The following is an 18,022-nucleotide window of genomic DNA, read 5'->3' on the forward strand; positions in this document are numbered from 1 at the left end:
TTCCTCCCATAATATTTTCTGCCTTTATTCTACCACCTGCACACTCCATCTTCTAATCAAAAAGTGCAATAAAGACAATCCGTTTATAGTTTTAACCTATAATATTCCGCATATTTTTCAAATGCTGACGGAACAGGATATTTTTCCTCCACTTCTTCCGGCCGGACAAACAGCATTTCCTCCCGGCAGGCCTTCTCCAGCTCATCCACCACCACAAGAAATCCTGTCATATGCCATTCTACGTGGCTGAAAACATGTTTCGCCTCACCTGCCGGCACAACCCGGACGGGAGTAAGCCCGATTTTTTTGCTGTAAGCAATCACTTCGTCCTGCGTCATCTTCCGGTCTATTCCCGGCAATTCATAGAGTCCTGCAAGCAGTCCTTTCGCCGGGCGTTTCCGAAGAGCCACCGTCTCGCCATCCCAGAAAATGAATATGGTACGCTCTACAATCCGCCTGGTTTTTGGCTTCGTCTTTACCGGAAGTTCCAGCTCCCTGCCCGCAGCATGTGCTCTGCATAAATTCTGCAAAGGACATTCTCCGCACTTTGGTTCTCCATTTGGCACGCAGACCAGAGCGCCAAGCTCTATCAGCCCCTGATTAAAATCACTGGCAGCATCTTCGGGTATCACTTCTTCTAACAACGCTTCTACCTTCCTGCGGACGCTCTGTTTCATAATATCCTCGTCACTGCAAAGCACCCTTGACACTACCCGAAGTACGTTACCATCCACGGCAGGCTTGGGAAGCCCGTATGCAAATGCACTGATTGCCCCTGCCGTATATTCTCCAATTCCCTTAAGAGATCGGATCTCTTCATAGGCGTCCGGGAACTTTCCCTGATAATCTATCATAATCTGCTGTGCCGCTTTCTGCATATTTCGGACACGATTATAATAGCCCAGCCCTTCCCACAGTTTGAGTAAAGTATCTTCCTCTGCCTCTGCCAGTGCCTGCACCGTCGGAAGTTCCTTCAGAAATCTTTCATAATAAGGTTTAACTGCTTCTACCCTGGTTTGCTGCAGCATAATCTCCGACACCCATACGCGGTAAGCATCCGGTGCCTTTCTCCAGGGCAGATCGCGCTTATTCTCCCGATACCAGCGAATCAGCGGTTCTCTTATTTCGAACAAAAGTGGCTCTCCCAAGACTACAGGAACCGAAGCATCCAATGTAATACTGTCAGGCGTCACCTCACAGTCATACGCCAAAATATGTACGCCTCTTGACGCTGCTCCCCGGAGGGCTTCTCCAAAGGCAGGATGGGTATCCATATTCGGTGTAAAGTACCTGGCTCCCTTCATCTGGATTACAAAGAATACATAAGCCTCATACCCTTCCTTCACCGCCCGCACAAGTTCTTCTACATGCTTCACGGCACGCTCGCTGGGTGCATCAGGGAACCGAACCACTCCTCTTTCTTCCAACGTAACCCCTTTCACCTCAATCAGAATCCGACGGTTCTTCTCTCCTTCTTCCGCCTCCACATACAAGTCAATTCTGGAATTCCCATAAGTATATTCTGGACGGATTTTCATTCTGCAGCCGGGAAACCAATCCGCCTTCCCGCTTTCCAGCCATTCTTTCACCGTCTGATTGGGAATCTGAGAGTCCATATTAATAAGCTTTTCATTCTTCTCCACAGCAATCAGATCCCACTTCGTCTTTCTCTCCGGATTCTCTGACTCCTGCACGTACACCTTCGCCCCCGGAACCAGCAGTTCAAGACAGCGCCCGGTATTCTTCACATGGACCGTTTCTTTTCTTCCATTTATTTCCACATACGCAATAAAACGATTGGGACGCTCTATAAAGCGTCCCTGACTAATATTCCTGTATTTCATAACTTCTATAATATCTTTGACAAAAATTCTTTTAATCTTTCGTCCTTCGGATGATCGAAGAACTCTTCCGGTGTTCCCTGCTCCTTTATCCGTCCTTCATCCATGAAAATCACTCTTGTGGCAACCTCTTTCGCAAATCCCATTTCATGGGTTACTACAACCATGGTCATGCCATCCCTTGCAAGCTGCTTCATCAGATCCAGCACCTCTCCCACCATCTCCGGGTCGAGAGCAGACGTCGGCTCATCAAACAGCATCACTTCCGGATTCATGGCAAGAGAACGAATAATGGCAATCCTCTGCTTCTGCCCGCCGGACAACTGAGAAGGATAAGCATTCGCCTTTTCCTCCAGTCCTACCCGTCTGAGAAGCTCCATTCCTTTTTTCTCTGCTTCCTCCTTGCTCTGCAGTTTAAGCTTCACAGGCGCAAGGGTAATATTCTGCAGAATCGTCTTATGCGGAAACAGATTAAAATGCTGGAATACCATTCCCATCTTCTGACGGTGTTTATTAATATCTACCTTCTTGTCCGTAATGTCAGTTCCTTCAAAATAAATATGCCCTTTGGAAGGAGTCTCCAGGAGGTTCAAAGAACGCAGAAATGTGGATTTACCGGAGCCAGACGGCCCGACGATTACAACCACTTCTCCTTTATGGATTTCTTCTGACACGCCGTCCAACGCATGAAGTTCACCAAAAATCTTATGTACCTCTTCTACCTTAATTAATGTCTCTCCATTAGTGGTCACTATTTCTCAGCCTCCTTTCCAGCATATTTACAAGCTTCGTAAATATCATTACCATTACAAGATAAATCAGTGCAACGGCAATCAAAGGCATGAATGCATCATAGGTGCGGCTTCTGATGATATCGCCGCCCTTGGTTAAATCCTGAAGAGCAATATAGCCGGAAACAGACGTCTCTTTTAAAAGTACAATAAACTCATTACCCAGCGCCGGCAGTACATTCTTAAATGCCTGCGGCATAACAATATATACCATCGTCTGCACATAGTTGAATCCAAGGCTTCTTCCCGCCTCAAACTGCCCATTATCAACAGACATAATACCAGACCGGAAAATCTCTGCCACATAGGCTCCCGAATTCAGGCCAAAAGCCATAACTGCCACAATAACCTTACTGATATCGGAGCTTCCAAAAATAACAAAGTAGATAATCAGCAGCTGGACAACCACCGGAGTTCCTCTTATTACCGTCAGATAAATCCTGCAGATAAAATCCAGAATCTTAAGCTTTCCGGTCTTGTCGCAGGTAGAACGGATGACCGCCACCAAGAATCCAAGCGCAATACCAATCAGCACTGCAAAAAACGTCACTTGCAGCGTAACGCCAAGACCATCCCAGATATATCTCCATCTGTCATCTGCAATAAAATTCGTATAAAACTTATCCTGTAATGTCTGTAACATACTCTACATCCTTACTTTCCTAATTATTCTTCATCTGCAGAAATGTATTTTGCAACAATCTCATCTAACTTTCCGGATTCCTTCAGGCTGGCAAGCGCATCGTTAATCTTATCCAGAAGTTCTGTATTATCCTTTGCCACTGCAATTGCATAATCCTCTTCTGTAAATGCCTCATCCAAAATCTTAAGGCCTTCCGCATCCTTCACAAATTCCTTTGCCGGTTCCCCGTCAATAACTACCGCATCAATCTTATCCTGGGTAAGCGCCTGAACCGCCTCAAAGCCTTTGTTGTAGCGCTCTACTGTAGCATCCTCAATATCATCTGCATAAATATCACCGGTAGTACCAAGCTGTACGCCGACGGTCTTTCCAACCAGATCGTCCGGTCCTGCAATCGTACTGTCCTCTTTTACGATAATTACCTGTGTTGCATGCGCATAGGTATCTGTAAAGTTTACATTCTCCTCACGGTCCGGAGTTACCGTCATACCTGCGGCTCCCATATCTGCCTTTCCGCTGGTAATTGCCGGAATAATAGAATCAAATGCCATATCTTCAATCTTCAGCTCCATGCCAAGTTCCTCTGCAATTGCCGCCGCAATCTCTGCGTCAATTCCTACAACCTCGTCGCCTTCATAATACTCATAAGGTGGGAACTCTGCATTCGTTGCCATTACCAGTGTTTCTTTTTCCGAATCTTCCTTTGAGCCGCATGCAGCCAGAGATAATGCACACACAGCCGCCAATACCAGACTTACTACCTTTTTCATTTTCATAATTTTCCCTCCATCCATTCATCTTCTTAATAACAAAGCGTATTTTTATTTATAAAAATACAAGCTCTTTTCACATTTTACCATGTTTTCCCCAAAAAACAAGAGGCGTCTTACATGTTTATGCAAAACGCCTCTTTCACAATCTCTTCCCGTCTATAATGCATTAATGGCTGCTACAATTAAAATCAATGCTCCAAGACCGATCCGGTAATAGCCGAACACTTTAAAGTCATGTTTCTTTATATATCCCATCAGGAACTTAATTGCAATAATGGATACTACAAAGGAAACTGCACATCCCAGCATCAGGAAGCCGAATTCTGCCCCGGTAAAATGAAAACCGAAGTTTACCAGCTTTAAAAAGCTTGCCCCGAACATCACCGGAATTGCCAGGAAGAAAGTGAACTCCGCCGCCGTCTCGCGAGACACACCAATAATCAATGCTCCCACAATCGTAGCGCCTGACCGTGAAGTTCCCGGGATTAACGCAAGCATCTGGAAAATTCCAATCATAAGCAGCATCTGAACTGTGAGCTGTGATATCTTGGTCACCTTCGGGGTTACGCCTTTGTTGCGGTTTTCAATCACGATAAACAAGATACCGTATACTATCAGCATAATTGCAACCGGCACTGGTTTATAGAAAATCGCATCCAGATAATCATTAAAAATCAGTCCCACCACTGCTGCCGGGATAGACGCAATCAATACCTTAATCCACATCTGCCAGGTAAGCATCTTCTGCTTCTTTGATTTTCGCGGCGAAAACGGATTCAGCTTATGGAAATACAGAACCACCACCGCCATAATAGCGCCAAGCTGAATTACCACATTGAACATCTCCATAAATTCATCACTCATCCCCGGCTGAAGCAGATCACCCACCAGAATCAGATGTCCCGTACTGCTGACCGGAAGCCACTCTGTAATCCCTTCCACGATTCCAAGGACTATAACCTTAATCACATCTAACATACTATCCATTCCTCCTGTCTTCCTGTTTTAATACATATTCCATAATGGCCTTCGCCACTCCGTCTTCATCATTTGACGCCGTCACATATCTCGCCGCCGCCTTTACTGCATCCAGTCCATTTGCCATAGCAATCCCGACTCCCACGGCCTCCATCATAGCAATATCGTTTTCTCCATCTCCGAATGCCATAATCTCTTCCTGCCGGATTCCAAGCATCCCTCCCAGCCTTACAAGGGCATCTCCTTTATTCACTCCTTTTACATTTACCTCTATATTATGTCCCAGCGAGCTAACCGCCTCGATTCCTTCTACTTCAGACACCACCTCTTTCAGAACGATATCCTTCTCCTCCGGTGTTTTAAACACCGCCTGGATTTTATCCGATGGCCGCCCGGTCTCTTCTAATTTCTTTCGGATATCCTTCACCGATCTTCTGGTTGACATCACATACTCCGCCATCGGACGCTGTGGGAAAAATTCCTCGATCCGCCAAAGCTTATCCTCCTGCGCATAGCCTACGCCGTCATAATATACCTCCACAATCGCATCATACTTCAGGAAAATGTCCAGCAATTTCTCTGCCGTCTCGTAAGGCACCAGTTTTTCGTATAAGCCCCTATTCTCCTCCAAATCAAGAACCCTGGCTCCATTTGCAGTTAAAGCATACCGGATTCCGGGAAAATTCCTGATTTCCTCCGGCAGTCCGCAGAGCGGTCTTCCTGTGGCCGGCAGCAGGACAATCCCCCGCTGCGCCGCTTCCCTCAATATCTCTTTTGTATATTCAGACAGTTCTTTTCCGCTGGTCAGCAACGTACCGTCCAAATCAAATCCTATCATCTTAATATCCGGATTTCCCATAAAGCAGAAGTTCCTTTCCATCTTTCGTATAGATAAACACATCCCGGCTTATCTTATCACGGCTTCTTGCAAATGCTTCTTCCCCAAAAGCACGCATCTTCTCTACCAGCGTCTCATCCTTCGCCGGGACAAACAGCACCATATCCTTAGACGGCGCCATGATTGCAATATCATCACCCAGCTTTTCGGCACAGACATTCCAGATATGCTTAAAACAAAGCGAACTGGCCTCATGTATCCCATCTGCCACAATACCAAATCCACCGTACCAGGTATGGGATATCACAAATTCCACATCTCTTACCAGGTTTTCACAGGCAATGTGATATATTTGTTCCATATCACTCTCCGGCGGAAGCATATTGTCTTTTAAGATTTCATATGTGCCGCCTTCCCGCCGTATGACAAATACTATCATTAAATCTCCGACAAAAGAAATCAAAGGCGTATCCTTGTCTGAGATATATTTCCCATTCAATGCCTGATGGTCGACAAGCGACTCTTTTATCCAGGGATAGATATCTTCACGAATATTCTTCCATCTGTAATGCTCTTCTTCATACTTTTTCATAGGGCTTCCTTTCTTATCTTAAACTAATTTCACTTTTATCATATCAAAGTTTGCCAAATAAAGCAATTTGTTGTATAATAAAACGGCACTCGCTAGGAAATGAAAGGATATGTATATATGTTGAGTACAAAAATTAAGCGCATGCTGCAAACAGGCATCATCGTAACCTGTGTAGCAGCCATGGGGTGTACATGCACTCTGGTATACGCAGAACCTTCAACAGGAGAGTTAGAAAAAAAGACCTCCGAACTACAGGGTGAGTTAAATAATCTGAATAATGAGTTGAGTTCTCTGAGCGCAGAGATGGATTCCATTTCAGCCGAGATGGAAGAAGCCGCTGCCACACTTCAGGAATCTCAGCAAAAGATGGATGAAGCACAGAAAAAAGGGGAAGAACAATATGAAGCCATGAAGCTTCGGATTAAGTATATGTACGAATCCGGCAATCACTCCTTCATTGAACTATTATGTTCAGCAGATAATATGGCTGATTTTTTAAATAAGAGTGATTTCATCCAGGACATCAGTGAATATGACAGAAACATGCTTCTGGAACTTCTGGACACGCAGGAAGAGATTAAAAAGGATGGCGACGCCGTTGCAAGGCAGCACGAAGAACTGCTTGCGCTGCAGGAAGAATTGCATAACAAGCGAACTGCTTTGGAGAACCAGATTGCCTCTACATCCGGTCAGCTTGAACAGTATCAGGCACAGCTTGAGAGAGCACGGGCTGCAGAACAGCTTGTTTCCGGTCAACACTTCACCGAGGCAGAGACGCTGGCCGAGCAGATTAACAATCAAACGAATCCACCGGGAAGCGTCGGTTCCGGGCAGAGCCTTGGCGTATTCCGTATTACACACTACTGTCCCTGCTATTACTGCAGCGGCGGCTGGGGAAGCGGCACAGCTACCGGAACAGCGGCAACACCGGGACGTACCATTGCAGTAGATCCGAGTGTCATTCCTTACGGAAGCGTAGTTGTAATCAATGGACATGCTTACGTTGCGGAAGACTGCGGCGGAGCGATCAAAGGCAACCGAATCGATATTTACGTCTCTGACCATACAACGGCTCTATCTTCCGGTACTTATTATGCAGAAGTATATTTAGCAAATTAATTATGCGCAGTGCACATAGTAAAAAACCGGCGGCAAGCAAAAACTGCTTGTCTCCGGTTTTCTTTTTATTTTTTCTTATTGATAATCCATTACATCAATCCACTTCATAAGGAAATCTTTTTCTAATTCATTGTCTTTGTCTAACTGAGAAGCTGCTACAATCGGAAGCCACTGCTGTACGTACTGCTTTGCCGTATCACTCTTTTTGCAGAACATATCCATATACATATCAGCCAGCCCCTGGTCTTTCAATGCAAAAAGAAGATACGTCATTGCCGCATCTGCACTGGCATTGCCCTGCGTTGCGTGCGCCCAATCAACAACCGTCATTTTTCCGTTCTTTCCTACAATAACATTACTTGGGTTAAAATCACCGTGGCATACCTTTGTGTGCTTCGGCATACTCTCTAACCGGGTTCTTAATTCATATCTCTGGGTTGCATCCAACTCCTTCAGACCGTCAATCTGACGTGCCAGCTTATCTTTCAGCTTGTTCAGCATAGGAGCCTTTTTCCCATGGATTTTAAGCTGAAGATCCACAAAATCTGACATATATTTTTCTGCATTGGCATGATCTACCTGCATCATTTCCTCTAAAGTCTTGCCCTCCTTGTACTCAATCACAATTGACCATTTGCCATCAATCTGTGTTACTTCTTTTAATTTCGGAATATCAAGACCTGCCTCTTCTATTCTAACCGTATTCAGAGCCTCGTTGAATACCGCTGACTTCGGATGATCTTTTTCAAATACCTTCACGATACTGTCATCACATTTGTAAACTTCTTTGTAAGGACGCTTTACAATTAATTTTCCCTGATCTAATGTCATATTTTTTACCTCCTGCAACGCTTATTTTTTTAACCGTCTTTTGATATGCTTATTATACACCATGCAGGAGCATTTGAAAAGAGTTAATTGATATTTTTTTAACTTATTTTTTCGTTCACTTTTTATTGTTAATATTTTAACAATGCATTCTCCATAGCTGTCCGCTTGGCTCGTTGCCCGCGGGAATAAATCTTCCTCCCTTTTCTACTGCTTTTCTGATGATAATTCATGTTTTAATTTTGTTCATTATCGGGTCATTTCTTCGATCTGAAGTTCCGAAAATGAGATGCCTTACGGCTTAGATCCCTGCGGGCAGGAAGAAACCTGCCCGTCGATATGTAGACATAATATCACATTATAATACTCGTGCAAACACTTTTTTGTCATTGACATAAAAGCAATCCTTTTACTTTACCAACTGGTACAAGGCTTGCGCATAGATTTTTGCCGTTTTCATAAGGCTTTCTATATCTATATACTCATTTGCTTCATGTGCCAGCTCTGGTTCTCCCGGAAATACAGGGCCAAATGAAACGAAATTTTCCACATCACGGCAATACGTTCCTCCCCCAATTACAATTGGCTCTTCCCGCTGCCCGGTCATTTCATTGTATATTGTAAGAAGTGTCTGTACAAGCTCCGCCTCCTTAGGTACATAAAGAGATGGTCTTTTCTGCCAGTATTCTGCCTCAAATCCATATTTTCTACAGTTTAGTTCAATCGTTTTCCAAACCATATCCAAATCTATATGGACCGGACAGCGCACATCTATTTTTGCCTCGCATTGTCCGTCTTTCAGGTTCAATATACCAAGATTCATGCTCAGTTTTCCTGACAACTGATCCTCGCAGGCAATTCCCATATTTTTTCCTTCCCATCCGTCCGCAAACAATGCCTGCAGTGCTTCAAAATAGCGGCGTTCTTCTTCCGTAAGCGGCAGCTGACACAAAAAATCAACCATCGGAAGAATTGCATTGTCGCCCAGCCACGGTTGCATCGCATGTGCACTTACACCGCGGAACGAAAGAACCAGTCTTCCCTCTTCATATACCGGATTTTCTTTTTCCCTACAGCTCAGGAATTTCTCCCGCACACTGTCCAGTATTTCCTCTGTTCCTTTCAACCATACTTTCGCGCTGTTGGGAACTGCATTCACCACTGTGCCTGCTTCTATCCTTTCTACATGAAGCATGTTTCCTTCCGTTTCTTTCCATTCCTCCTGAATCTTAAAACGCAGGATTCCTTTCTCTGCATGAATAACCGAAAAAGACCCATCCGGTGAAAAACCCAGATCCGGCTGCTTTTCTCTCGTCAGATAATATTTTATACAGCGGTGGCCTGTCTCTTCATCGCATCCGATAATATGACACACGTGATTCCTGATCGGAAGCCCGCTCTCCTTCACCGCCTTCATGGCATAAAGCGCTGCAACCATAGGCCCTTTGTCATCCACTGCGCCTCTTCCATAAAGCTTTCCATCTTCCACCCACGGTTCAAATGGGGGGCGGCTCCACCCGTTGCCGGGTGGAACCACATCAATATGTGAAAGAATTCCTATTTCTTTTCCTGCATCCCCGAATCGGACTGACGCTGCATAACCGTCGTAGTCTCTGACTTCAAACCCCAGATTCTGCGACAAATCCATCACCTTGTCCAAGGCGGTTCTGATTTCCCGTCCAAAAGGCGCGCCTTCCTCTGCAGATTCCATATGAATCACACTGGGAACCTTTATAAGATTCTGTATTTCTTTTAATATATCCTCTTTATACTGTTCAATCAACGTATTCAATATAGCTTCCATATATTATAATACACCTCTGCTATTCTGTTGGTTTCTTCACCAACTTAAATGTATTTGTAAAGAAGGAAAACAGCGCAGAACCTGCAATCAGTCCGGCCGACAGTACATTCAGATTCTTTGTTCCTTCTTCGCCGAATATCTTCTCAATACCGAAACGTACTGCAAGGAAAATAAGTCCCGCAACGCCCGCAATTGGATTCGTAATCAACAAACCTGCCGCAAACATAATACCAATCTGCCTCTTTAATCCGCTAATTAACTGAATTACGCCTCCCAGACACGCAAATATCAGGATATAGCGCAGGACTGCCGCATCAACTCCTGCTTCTATGGTAGATTTATAAACGGTCGCTACCGGCGGAATCCGCCCTTCCATAAAATATGCTTTATAGAAAACAAATACTGCAACGATGGCAACACAAGCTCCCATAAGCTCTGCTAAATACTGCTGTTTTCTTCCTTCCAGTTCAAAGTCTTTGTTCTTTCCTTTTCCTCTCAGTATCCACCCCGTCTTCAGGTCATATCCCATATCTGCAAATGCAGGTCCTGTACATGCCGCGTATCCTGCAAGAAATGCCAGCGCTTCCGGTGGGAACCCAATGAACATTCCCAGAACCAGAAAGATAATAACCGTAGCCATTGCCGGGAAATACCCGGAATGCATTGCAGAAATACCAACCAGAATTTCAGATACCAGCGCTGCAATCATAGCATAGATTACCCAGATAATTAATTTCGGAATACTCATTTCCGCAACCAACCCACCGATAACTGCCATTACAATAGCTCCAATCGTATAAAGAATCATCCCCTTTATCAGAGCCTTGGACATATCTTCGGCAGATCTGGAAGTAACATATTCATCCGGCTGTACCTCCTCTGCCTTGACACGCTTCGCCTCAGCCTGCTTTTTCTCACCTTTTTCCTTATATTTTTTACGAATCAGAATCGCTGACTGTATCAAAGCAACCAGACCTGCGCCAACCATTACGCCCTGGGGAACATAATAAGTACCCAGCGAGAACCCAAACCAGCTCTCCCAGTAGCCATTACAGATAAGACCAATACAGAATGCTGTCAATGCAACAATATTTCCCAGTCCACAGACACCAATAATATCCATCGGAAGCCCAAAATAGGTTCCGGCAATTCCGGCAACAATGCCAGTTATTAACAGAACCGCTTTCTTACCAAGCTCTGCCGCCGCAAGAATCGTCTCTGCCGTGGCAATTCCGATAGGCCACGCCTCGTTTGCTCCCATAAGCGGTGTGTCAAACATCCAGTACATCATGGTAATGTCAATTAAAAATGCAATCACACCGCCAACTAAAATACCCGTACACATTTCCGGCCTGTCAAATACCCAGATAACGGATACACATACCATCAATACATTTCCAGCCCCAAAAGTAGCACAGGAAATCCCGGTCTCAATAATATTCTGTGTGTGGATGTTTTTAAACTGCCTTGTAAATTTCAGCGGAATCATTCCGATAATTACCGCAATCAACGCTCCGATAATGGATGAATTCGTACTAAGCCCAAACCTTACAATCAGTTCCATGCCAATGATTGCCCCTACAATAGAAGTAAGGAAGATTACGATCATAATTGCCGGGCTAAATGTTTTTGGATGCTCCATTGAACAATAATAATTTATCAATTCCTCATCATTTTTGAATTTTAATTTTCCTCTTTCTTCTGTCATATGCTTCTCTCCCTTAGAATCCAGTTAGTACCCTGCCACACCAAGCTCTCTGCAGATTTCTCTGACTCTTGGATGTTTATAAACACCATCCTCTTCAAACACTTCACCATCAAGAACAATCGTGGGCTTCAGGATTGTTCCATCCGTATGGCTTGGCGCATCCCACTTTTCAGCCAGAATAGACGCTCCCTGGCTTCCGATTCCAAATTCAATGCCTCCAAAAACTCGTTCATCTTCCACGATTCTTCCCGTTGGAGCCATCACTCCCGGATTAAATCCAAGAGAATAATGTGCTACTCGGTAAGACGCCGGATGATTATAGCTTGCCAGCCATTCACGGAAAATATCTGCGTCCCTGCCGCCTTCTACTTTCGTCACTACCCCATTTTCCACCGTTAGATATACCGGTGCTTTCAACAGTCCGATCTCTGCAGGCGGCCAAAGTGCGCCGTCAAATACCAGTTTGCCATTAATCGTAGATTCCATGCAGTTCCAACTAATCTGCCCGCACATCATATTGGACTGTCCTTTTTCAATCGCTCTTCTTCCAGAATGACGGACTTTTCTTCCCTGCATCTCACCGGTTAGATTTGTACCGTTCTTACTCAATATCTGAACCGTGTTTGCTTTTTCAATAATCTCTTTCATAGTCTCGCCCATTTTAATCACCAGATCGTAATCAACATTGGTAATGCATCTTACAATCATATCCACATCCATTCCCGTCAGGCAGGTATAACGGCAGCCACAGGATAACGCCTTCTGCCACGACAGACAATGCTGCACATTCTTGTCCGCCAGCTCAATCCACACATCAGCTTCACACGCTGCTGCCTGTATCGGTACCGGCGGGTCTATACAGGTTTCCTTTGCCGTAGAATACTCCGCTAATACCGGGATTGCGTCTACCGCATGGGCTGCTGCCGCAATTGCATTTGCCACCCGCATATCGGACGACGTATCGGCTGTAATCAGCACCGTTTCTCCGGGTTTTGCAAGCATAACATCCGCAACTAATTTCATCGCACCTTTGTATAATTCATATTTCAAATATCCATTCATTGGTTCAAATCCTAAACGAAGTTCCATCCTTCCACCTCCTAATATCCGGCCACTTTCATTCTACGGCACAATTCTCTTGCTTTTTCATCAAGATAGACTCCATTTTCTTCAAATACAACCCCATCAAAAATAAGCGTCGGTTTTAAGATTGTTCCATCCGTATGGCTTGGCGCATCCCATTTTTCACCCATAATTGCCGCTCCCTGGCTTCCAATACCAAATTCAATGCCGCCGAAAACTCGTTCATCCTCCACAATTCTTCCCGTCGGTGCCGTAACACCCGGGTTAAATCCAAGAGAATAATGCGCGAGGCGGTAGCTCGCCGGATCATTGTAAGACTCAATCCAGGATTTCATACGTGCCGCATCCTTTCCGCCTTCAATATTGGTAACCACACCATTTTCGAGCGTCAGCTTGATATTATCTTGCAGAATGCAGATATCCGCCGGCGGCCAAAGGGCTCCGTCCAGCACCAGCGTCCCGTTAATCGTGGATTCTAACGGACACCAGCTAATCTGTCCTCCTAGCATAAAAGGATATCCCTTAATCGTTCCCCGCTGTCCCGAATGGCGGACCTTTCTTCCACTCTGTCTGGCAACAAGATTGGTTCCGTTCGCACTTTTTACTTCAATTTTATCAACCTTTTCGATGGTTGCCTTCAAATATTCTCCAAATTCTATCATCGCATCATATTCCACATTTGCCACGCATCTTGTCAACATGTCCACATCAATTCCCGTCAAACACATATAGCGCACACCATTTTTAATCGCCGCCTGCCAAGACAATGTATGCTGAACCGTCTGATAAGCACATTCAAACCATACGTCTGCTTCCATTGCCGCCGCCTGTATCGGTTTTGGCGGATCAAGTAACGACACTGGCGCCGTGGGATATGTAATACATACCGGAATCGCATCCAACGCATATGCTGCTGCTGAAAAAGCCTCCATTACCCGCCTGTCGCTGGAAGTATCTCCTGTCACCAATACGTTTTCACCGGGCTTTACAAGCATAACGTCTCTTAACAGCACCATTGCTCCTTTCCAGGTCTCATACGCCAAATACTCATCTCGCGGTTCAAATCCTAATCTTAATTCCATAGTCTCTTCCTCCTTTTCTGTAACTTCTTTCTATACACTCTATCTTTGATTTACTTCACAGAAAAAGGCGCGATTGTCAAAAAAGCAACCTCGCCTCCTACTATTTATCTTCAAATGACAGAAATGCACCTTCACTTTTCTAAATACACTGACTTGTTATTAAAATTGTATTTCTTATTTTCATTTTAATCTATGTTTTATCTGATTACAAATTATATATTTTTATATATTTATAAAGTGAATTTATGGTATAAAAAAGTAACAATTTGTTTTATAATTGTATAATACTTGGTAATCCTTGTTTCAAAGGAGGTTATTATGCTTGACTTTCGATTGTTAACTTTTCTAGATTTATGCCATACCAAAAATTATACCAAGACGGCCAAAAACCTGAACATTACGCAACCTGCTGTCTCACAGCATATCCGGTATCTGGAACAATATTACCACAGGAAATTGATTGTTTATCAAAACCGTCAATTTTCGCTGACAAAAGAAGGAGAATATTTACTGAAAGAAATTTCACATCTTCATATTCTGTCTAATGCTATCCTGCAGAATATCCAGAATATTTCCGACGCAGATGAACTTCCTGTCATATCCATTGGTTCCAATCCAACTATAGGGGAATTTATCCTTCCGGGTCTGATATCTGCTTATTCAGCCCAGGAACCCACCTGCCGGATTCGCTCCTTTATCGGAACATCAAAAAAATTAGAACAGCAGCTCCACGACGGGATTATTGATTTCCTGATTTCCGACCAGATCGATTTCTGTCCGGAGCTTGAACGTCGCCTATTCTGCAGCGAGCCTATTTGCTGTGTATGCAATCCCGGACATCCACTAGCAGGAAAACACGTGTCACTGGCCCGGCTGACTTCTGAAAAAATTGTATACAGGAATCGTTCTTCCCATGCATATCAGATTCTCAAAGATTCCTTACAACGCCTGGGTTATGATTTGGATACATTCAATATTCCTTTTGAGGCCGGAAGTATGTACTCCATTATCCAGTATTTAAAAGAAGACCTTGCCATTTCCTTTCTATACCGGTGTGCTGTTAAAGAATACTTAAACAGCGGAGAACTTGCAGAAATCCATGTAACCGAAATGCATGATTCCATTGATTTTTTCTGTATTTTTCCACAGGCAGTCCATACGACTCCTGCCACCGAAGATTTCCTGCAGTTCTGTCTGAAACAGCAGAAATATTGAATCTTTTTATACAAGGATTTTTCAAGACAACAAAGGGCGCCGCATAAAACTCGCGGCGCCCTTCTTTGTGAGAAAAACTTATGAGAAAAACTATTTGCCATAATAGCATTTGAGATAAATGTCTTTCATTTCTTTCATCAACGGATATCTTGGATTTGCTCCGGTACACTGGTCATTGAATGCCTGCTCTACCATATCATCCAATGTATCCAGGAAATACTGCTCGTCAATACCATATTCCTTGATGGATTTTTTAATGCCAATCTTTTCTTTCAGATCTTCCAATTTTGCAAGGAAGTTTTCAAATACTTCTTCATCGGTTGCACCCTGGCATCCTGCGAAACGTCCTAATTCTGCGTATCTTGCAAGTGCATGTGGGTACTGATACTGTGAGAAGGTTCCCATCTTAGTCGGAACTTCTGCTGCATTGTATCTCATAACCTCTGTCAAAAGCACTGCATTTGCAACACCATGCGGCAAGTGATGGAATGCTCCCAGTTTATGAGCCATAGAATGGTTCAGTCCAAGGAATGCATTTGCAAAAGCCATACCTGCCATACAGGATGCATTTGCCATCTTCTCTCTTGCAACTGGATCATTTGCCCCGTTTTCATATGCAGATGGCAGATAATCGAATACCATCTTCACAGCTTTCATAGCAAGACCATCTGTATAATCTGTTGCCATGATAGATACATAAGCCTCAATCGCATGTGTCATAACATCAATACCAGAAGCGCTTGTCAGTCCTTTTGGCTGTGTCATCATATTGTCTACGTCTACAATTGCCATATTCGGCAGCAATTCATAATCAGCAATCGGCCATTTTACACCAGTCTCAGCATCAGTGATGATTGCAAACGGCGTCACCTCAGAACCTGTACCGGAGGATGTTGGAATTGCTACGAAGTAAGCTTTCTCGCCCATCTTAGGGAAGGTAAATACTCTCTTACGGATATCCATGAAATCCATAGCCATATCTTCAAAGTTTGCTTCCGGATGCTCGTACATTACCCACATAATCTTTGCAGCATCCATAGCCGAACCGCCGCCAAGAGCGATAATCGTGTCAGGCTCAAAAGCTCTCATCTGATCCACACCTTTTTCTGCACACTGCAATGTCGGGTCCGGAGCAACTTCATAGAAGCATGTATGCTGAATTCCCATTTCATCCAATTTTTCTTCAATCGGAGCAACGTATCCATTCTTATACAGGAAAGTATCTGTTACGATAAACGCTTTCTTCTTATGCATAACTGTTCCCAGTTCATCAAGCGCTACCGGCATACAGCCTTTCTTAAAGTAAACCTTCTCAGGTGTTCTAAACCACAGCATGTTTTCTCTCCTCTCTGCAACAGTCTTAATGTTAATCAAGTGTTTTACGCCCACGTTCTCAGATACAGAGTTTCCACCCCAGGAACCACATCCAAGCGTAAGAGACGGAGCCAGCTTGAAGTTATATAAGTCACCGATACCACCATGAGAAGAAGGTGTGTTAATCAGAATACGGCATGTCTTCATTGCCGCTGCATGTTTTGCAATCTTTTCCTTCTCTGCCGGATGGATATACAGAGATGCAGTATGACCGTATCCGCCGTCAGCTACAAGCTGTTCTGCCTTAGCAAGCGCCTCATCAAAAGTCTTCGCTCTGTACATTCCCAGTACCGGAGATAACTTCTCATGAGCAAATTCTTCAGAAATATCTACAGACTCAACCTCGCCAATCAGAATCTTTGTATTCTCCGGAACCTCTACACCTGCAAGCTTCGCAATCTCATATGCAGATTTTCCAGGAATCTTATTATTCAAAGCGCCATTGATAATAATAGTCTTGCGGACTTTATCAAGTTCTTCACCTTTTTTCAGGAAATAGCAGCCACGATATGCAAACTCTTTCTTTACTTCATCATAAATGCTGTCCAATACAGTTACAGACTGCTCGGAAGCACAAATCATACCGTTATCAAATGTCTTAGAATGGATGATAGAGTTTACTGCCATCTTTACATCTGCCGTATCATCAATAATAACCGGTGTGTTACCAGCGCCAACGCCAAGTGCCGGTTTTCCTGAAGAGTAAGCAGCTTTAACCATTCCGGGACCGCCTGTTGCAAGAATAATATCTGCATCCTTCATAACTGTATTGGTAAGTTCCAGTGAAGGCGTATCAATCCATCCAATGATTCCTTCCGGTGCCCCTGCCTTAACTGCCGCATCAAGAACAACCTTTGCTGCTGCAATTGTACATGCCTTTGCTGCCGGATGCGGACTGATAATAATCGCATTTCTCGTCTTCAGACAAATCAATGTCTTAAAGATTGCTGTTGATGTCGGATTTGTCGTCGGAATAACTGCTGCCACGAGACCAATCGGCTCTGCAATCTTCTTAATTCCGTATGCAGCATCTTCCTCAATAACTCCACAGGTCTTCGTATTTTTGTAAGCATTGTAAATATATTCTGCTGCATAGTGATTCTTGATAACCTTATCTTCCACTACGCCGCGGCCGGTTTCTTCTACTGCCTGCTTTGCCAACGGAATTCGCATCTTATTGGCTGCCATGGCTGCTTCAAAGAAAATCTTATCCACCTGCTCCTGTGAATATGTTGCGAAAATCTTCTGCGCCTCGCGCATCGCTTTCATCTTCGCTTCGAGAGTCTCAACGCTGTCAACAATCTCTGGTACTACTTCTTTCTTCTTTGCCATAATGTTTTCCTCCACTAGAAA

General features: G+C 44.1%; 15 protein-coding genes. 2 read left to right on the forward strand and 13 right to left on the reverse strand.

Going from position 1 to position 18,022, the window contains the following annotated elements:
- Positions 1 to 83 precede the first annotated feature (83 nt).
- The 7 genes from mutY to OCV99_RS04650 all read right to left on the reverse strand — a co-directional run bounded on the left by mutY (position 84) and on the right by OCV99_RS04650 (position 6,456).
- Positions 84 to 1,844 carry an A/G-specific adenine glycosylase gene (gene mutY, locus OCV99_RS04620; RefSeq protein ID WP_158368672.1) on the reverse strand — a complete coding sequence of 587 codons (1,761 nt, stop codon included), beginning with the start codon at positions 1,842 to 1,844 and terminating at the stop codon, positions 84 to 86.
- Between the two features lie 5 nt (positions 1,845 to 1,849).
- On the reverse strand, positions 1,850 to 2,593 hold the full coding sequence (locus OCV99_RS04625; protein ID WP_317247741.1) for an amino acid ABC transporter ATP-binding protein: 744 nt from the start codon (positions 2,591 to 2,593) through the stop codon (positions 1,850 to 1,852).
- Entirely contained in the window at positions 2,583 to 3,275 is a 693-nt protein-coding gene (locus tag OCV99_RS04630; protein ID WP_158368677.1) for an amino acid ABC transporter permease, read from the reverse strand. The genes OCV99_RS04625 and OCV99_RS04630 overlap by 11 nt, the downstream gene beginning before the upstream one ends.
- Positions 3,276 to 3,298: 23 nt before the next feature.
- A complete protein-coding gene (locus tag OCV99_RS04635) occupies positions 3,299 to 4,051 on the reverse strand; it encodes a basic amino acid ABC transporter substrate-binding protein (RefSeq protein WP_158368679.1) in 753 nt (250 codons plus the stop codon).
- Positions 4,052 to 4,204: 153 nt separating this feature from the next.
- On the reverse strand, positions 4,205 to 5,026 hold the full coding sequence (locus tag OCV99_RS04640; protein WP_158368681.1) for an undecaprenyl-diphosphate phosphatase: 822 nt from the start codon (positions 5,024 to 5,026) through the stop codon (positions 4,205 to 4,207).
- Between the two features lies 1 nt (position 5,027).
- Positions 5,028 to 5,885 (reverse strand): HAD family hydrolase, encoded by an 858-nt coding sequence (locus OCV99_RS04645; protein ID WP_262574876.1) that lies wholly within the window; start codon positions 5,883 to 5,885, stop codon positions 5,028 to 5,030.
- On the reverse strand, positions 5,866 to 6,456 hold the full coding sequence (locus OCV99_RS04650) for a hypothetical protein (RefSeq protein ID WP_158368683.1): 591 nt from the start codon (positions 6,454 to 6,456) through the stop codon (positions 5,866 to 5,868). The genes OCV99_RS04645 and OCV99_RS04650 overlap by 20 nt, the downstream gene beginning before the upstream one ends.
- Before the next feature lie 117 nt (positions 6,457 to 6,573).
- Between OCV99_RS04650 and OCV99_RS04655 the strand changes: the two genes are divergently transcribed.
- Positions 6,574 to 7,575 (forward strand): 3D domain-containing protein, encoded by a 1,002-nt coding sequence (locus OCV99_RS04655; RefSeq protein WP_227192447.1) that lies wholly within the window; start codon positions 6,574 to 6,576, stop codon positions 7,573 to 7,575.
- 75 nt (positions 7,576 to 7,650) lie between these two features.
- On the opposite strand, the gene OCV99_RS04660 is transcribed toward OCV99_RS04655, so the two are convergent.
- The 5 genes from OCV99_RS04660 to OCV99_RS04680 form a co-directional block, all read right to left on the reverse strand.
- Positions 7,651 to 8,406: an aminoglycoside phosphotransferase family protein gene (locus tag OCV99_RS04660; protein ID WP_158368685.1), complete on the reverse strand. Its 756-nt coding sequence runs from the start codon at positions 8,404 to 8,406 to the stop codon at positions 7,651 to 7,653.
- Between the two features lie 406 nt (positions 8,407 to 8,812).
- The gene (gene pepV / locus OCV99_RS04665; protein WP_158368687.1) at positions 8,813 to 10,207 is read right to left on the reverse strand and encodes a dipeptidase PepV; all 1,395 of its coding nucleotides are present in this window, start codon (positions 10,205 to 10,207) and stop codon (positions 8,813 to 8,815) included.
- Positions 10,208 to 10,226: 19 nt separating this feature from the next.
- Positions 10,227 to 11,915 (reverse strand): OPT/YSL family transporter, encoded by a 1,689-nt coding sequence (locus OCV99_RS04670; protein ID WP_262574884.1) that lies wholly within the window; start codon positions 11,913 to 11,915, stop codon positions 10,227 to 10,229.
- 24 nt (positions 11,916 to 11,939) lie between these two features.
- Positions 11,940 to 13,004 (reverse strand): 2,5-dihydroxypyridine 5,6-dioxygenase NicX family protein, encoded by a 1,065-nt coding sequence (locus OCV99_RS04675; protein WP_158368689.1) that lies wholly within the window; start codon positions 13,002 to 13,004, stop codon positions 11,940 to 11,942.
- 11 nt (positions 13,005 to 13,015) lie between these two features.
- Positions 13,016 to 14,080: a 2,5-dihydroxypyridine 5,6-dioxygenase NicX family protein gene (locus tag OCV99_RS04680; RefSeq protein ID WP_158368691.1), complete on the reverse strand. Its 1,065-nt coding sequence runs from the start codon at positions 14,078 to 14,080 to the stop codon at positions 13,016 to 13,018.
- Between the two features lie 318 nt (positions 14,081 to 14,398).
- Between OCV99_RS04680 and OCV99_RS04685 the strand changes: the two genes are divergently transcribed.
- The gene (locus OCV99_RS04685; protein WP_158368693.1) at positions 14,399 to 15,295 is read left to right on the forward strand and encodes a LysR family transcriptional regulator; all 897 of its coding nucleotides are present in this window, start codon (positions 14,399 to 14,401) and stop codon (positions 15,293 to 15,295) included.
- A 90-nt stretch (positions 15,296 to 15,385) separates the two neighbouring features.
- On the opposite strand, the gene adhE is transcribed toward OCV99_RS04685, so the two are convergent.
- Entirely contained in the window at positions 15,386 to 18,001 is a 2,616-nt protein-coding gene (gene adhE, locus OCV99_RS04690) for a bifunctional acetaldehyde-CoA/alcohol dehydrogenase (RefSeq protein WP_158368695.1), read from the reverse strand.
- Positions 18,002 to 18,022: the final 21 nt, after the last annotated feature.

The sequence above is a fragment of the Dorea acetigenes genome, from assembly GCF_025567385.1.
Classification (GTDB): domain Bacteria; phylum Bacillota; class Clostridia; order Lachnospirales; family Lachnospiraceae; genus Claveliimonas; species Claveliimonas acetigenes.

Bases quoted from the DNA above. Each gene is read 5' to 3' on its own strand.
- mutY (WP_158368672.1), bottom strand. From the start codon at position 1,844: ATGAAATACAGGAATATTAGTCAGGGACGCTTTATAGAGCGTCCCAAT.
- OCV99_RS04630 (WP_158368677.1), bottom strand. From the start codon at position 3,275: ATGTTACAGACATTACAGGATAAGTTTTATACGAATTTTATTGCAGAT.
- OCV99_RS04635 (WP_158368679.1), bottom strand. From the start codon at position 4,051: ATGAAAATGAAAAAGGTAGTAAGTCTGGTATTGGCGGCTGTGTGTGCA.
- OCV99_RS04640 (WP_158368681.1), bottom strand. From the start codon at position 5,026: ATGTTAGATGTGATTAAGGTTATAGTCCTTGGAATCGTGGAAGGGATT.
- OCV99_RS04645 (WP_262574876.1), bottom strand. From the start codon at position 5,885: ATGGGAAATCCGGATATTAAGATGATAGGATTTGATTTGGACGGTACG.
- OCV99_RS04650 (WP_158368683.1), bottom strand. From the start codon at position 6,456: ATGAAAAAGTATGAAGAAGAGCATTACAGATGGAAGAATATTCGTGAA.
- OCV99_RS04655 (WP_227192447.1), top strand. From the start codon at position 6,574: ATGTTGAGTACAAAAATTAAGCGCATGCTGCAAACAGGCATCATCGTA.
- OCV99_RS04660 (WP_158368685.1), bottom strand. From the start codon at position 8,406: ATGACATTAGATCAGGGAAAATTAATTGTAAAGCGTCCTTACAAAGAA.
- pepV (WP_158368687.1), bottom strand. From the start codon at position 10,207: ATGGAAGCTATATTGAATACGTTGATTGAACAGTATAAAGAGGATATA.
- OCV99_RS04670 (WP_262574884.1), bottom strand. From the start codon at position 11,915: ATGACAGAAGAAAGAGGAAAATTAAAATTCAAAAATGATGAGGAATTG.
- OCV99_RS04675 (WP_158368689.1), bottom strand. From the start codon at position 13,004: ATGGAACTTCGTTTAGGATTTGAACCAATGAATGGATATTTGAAATAT.
- OCV99_RS04680 (WP_158368691.1), bottom strand. From the start codon at position 14,080: ATGGAATTAAGATTAGGATTTGAACCGCGAGATGAGTATTTGGCGTAT.
- OCV99_RS04685 (WP_158368693.1), top strand. From the start codon at position 14,399: ATGCTTGACTTTCGATTGTTAACTTTTCTAGATTTATGCCATACCAAA.
- adhE (WP_158368695.1), bottom strand. From the start codon at position 18,001: ATGGCAAAGAAGAAAGAAGTAGTACCAGAGATTGTTGACAGCGTTGAG.